This is a genomic window from Endozoicomonas sp. SESOKO2 (assembly GCF_024606245.1).
Classification (GTDB): Bacteria; Pseudomonadota; Gammaproteobacteria; order Pseudomonadales; family Endozoicomonadaceae; genus Endozoicomonas_A.
Genome location: NZ_JAHHPQ010000019.1, coordinates 1 through 1,736, shown reverse-complemented (window position 1 = coordinate 1,736; position 1,736 = coordinate 1). Strand labels below are relative to the sequence as shown.

Sequence of the window (1,736 nt, the reverse complement as noted above, 5' to 3'; positions counted from 1 at the left end):
GCGTTAACTGTATAGATATGGAAGAAATCGCACTAGGATCGATCAACTCAAAGTTCTATGAAAAGAATGGAGAGCAATACTATAAAATATCGCCAATATTGGGGCAGCAGATCAATTTCTTTCTCGATGCTCCTGTATCTGAAATCAAAGTATTAAAGAGCACAGAGCAAGAACTAGTAATAAAAAGAGGCAGGCTTAAACTTAAAATGGCATTCAAGCCATATGTTCCGGGGCTTCAAAAACTTCGCCTAATGCCAATCTATTTCGACTTCTTATCAATGGGGGTTTATTTCTGTGAAATATCCGAAACAAACAAAAATAGGTTACTCGGTACATTCGGCAACAGTTAACAAGTTTAGGCAACCTCGCCCCTACGGGGCTGGACAGCCAAAGCTTCGCTTCGGCTGCCGTTGCTAAAGGCGTTATGTTTCTAGGATATGTTATGAGTAACGAAATACCTACAAGAGTACATGTTGTAAGCTGGTTTTTCATGATTATAGGGAGCTTAAGTGTACTCAGCGGTGCTGGAAATTTAATGGTCAGAGAATCTGGCGATCTAGCGATATCAATTATTTGGCCAGTGTTAATGCAGATCTTTATAGCATTAATGCTTATCGTTGGCGGCTATGGATTACTCAAAGGCTCAGAATTAATGCGAAAGTTGCTTGTCAGATTATCGTTTTTAATTCTGATATTAATGGCTATTTTTTACGTTGATAAATCATTTGATTTCAGCTTTGTGTATTCTCTTGCCATAGGCTATTTGTTCTATCTTGTTCCATTAATATTTGTAATTCGAGCATTACAAAGTGATATCACCAAAGGCTACACCAACCGAAACATAACAAGGCGCTAAAGTACGTTCCAGGCTTCGCCCTCCACCCGACGCAGCCTGTTGCTGCGCGGCTTATCTTGGCGTTATGCCTCATGTACAAACTTAAAGAAATTCAAGAAGATATGAAAATTTGACAAAGTACGGCAATGCCGTATACTTTAACTCATGATATTTATTGAAACAAGCAAGTTCACCAAGTTGCTATCTGAATATTTATCGGATGATGAGTATAGGATGTTGCAATGGCACCTACAGGAAAAGCCTGAATCTGGTGATATTGTTCGTGGTAGTGGTGGTGTACGAAAAGTAAGGTGGGCACCTGAAGGTAAGGGTAAAAGCGGTGGTGTTCGGGTAATTTACTACTGGAAGAAGAGTGACCATGAAATTTGGATGTTAACGATTTATAGCAAATCTGAGCAAGCCACTGTTCCCGGTCACATTCTGAAGAAAATTGCGGAGGCTATCGAAAATGCGTGATAGAGATATAGGCCAGGAAATTCTTGATGGTATAGAAGAGATAAAAGCCTTCAAGTCAGGCGAAAAAGAATTGAAAACATCTATTCTTTCAGAGCCATCTCCGGCTAAAGAGATTAGAAAAAAGCTAAAATTGTCACAATCAGCGTTTGCTGGTTTTATGGGCGTTAGCATCAGAACCATACAAGACTGGGAACAAGGTCGCCGAAGTCCACAAGGTCCAGCAAAAGCCCTCTTGCGAATCGCAGAGCAGTGCCCGGAAGTCTTCCAAGAGCTGCGATAATCTCAGCAAAGGCATAACAAAAAGTTCAAGTTCGTTCCAGGGCTTCGCCCTTCCACCGGACGGCGCTAGATGCGCCGCCGCTTAACTTGGCGTTAACTGTATAGATATGGAAGAAATCGCACTAGGATCGATCAACTCAAAGTT

4 protein-coding genes are annotated in these 1,736 nt (G+C 41.2%); all 4 read left to right on the top strand.

The window, feature by feature from the left end; translation table 11 throughout:
• Positions 1–350, top strand: a 350-nt coding sequence (locus KDK17_RS00465; RefSeq protein WP_257287097.1) for a hypothetical protein, incomplete at its 5' end; no start/stop codon positions are given.
• Between the two features lie 92 nt (positions 351–442).
• On the top strand, positions 443–856 hold the full coding sequence (locus tag KDK17_RS00460) for a hypothetical protein (protein WP_257282029.1): 414 nt from the start codon (positions 443–445) through the stop codon (positions 854–856).
• A 144-nt stretch (positions 857–1,000) separates the two neighbouring features.
• A complete protein-coding gene (locus tag KDK17_RS00455; protein WP_257282030.1) occupies positions 1,001–1,312 on the top strand; it encodes a type II toxin-antitoxin system RelE/ParE family toxin in 312 nt (103 codons plus the stop codon).
• A complete protein-coding gene (locus KDK17_RS00450; protein ID WP_257275640.1) occupies positions 1,305–1,592 on the top strand; it encodes a DNA-binding transcriptional regulator in 288 nt (95 codons plus the stop codon). Before KDK17_RS00455 ends, KDK17_RS00450 begins: the two co-directional genes overlap by 8 nt.
• Positions 1,593–1,736: the final 144 nt, after the last annotated feature.